This is a genomic window from Elizabethkingia argenteiflava (assembly GCF_009904105.1).
GTDB classification, from domain to species: domain Bacteria; phylum Bacteroidota; class Bacteroidia; order Flavobacteriales; family Weeksellaceae; genus Elizabethkingia; species Elizabethkingia argenteiflava.
On the sequence record NZ_JAAABJ010000464.1, the window covers coordinates 1 to 369 of the forward strand.

Here is a 369-nt window from a genome sequence, read left to right on the forward strand (position 1 = left end):
ATTAACTTTCAATATATAGATCCTGGCAAACCTATGCAAAATTTATATATAGAAATATTTTACAGGACTTATAGTGAGAATGTTCTTGTTTATTATATATTTGAATCATTAGATGATGTTCGAGAGATATCTGATGATTTTGTTAAAGATTACAATGATGAGAGGCCTCATGTTTCATTAGAGTGATTGTCTCCTGTGTAATACAGAGATAAGGATATACTGATACTTGCTGTTATAATTTAACAGTAAATAAATTGGGTACAATATGTAAAATTGTCTAATTTTAAATCGTACTAAAAAAGGGAAGCCTACAAATACATGAATCATTTCATTCAAATCTATAAAATTATTTTAAATAAAAACCTTTCA

General features: G+C 26.0%; 1 protein-coding gene. It reads left to right on the top strand.

Translation table 11 applies throughout. The features are described 5' to 3' along the window. On the top strand, nucleotides 1–186 hold a 186-nt coding region (locus tag GNY06_RS05385; RefSeq protein WP_166519123.1), incomplete at its 5' end, for an integrase core domain-containing protein. Nucleotides 187–369 lie beyond the last annotated feature (183 nt).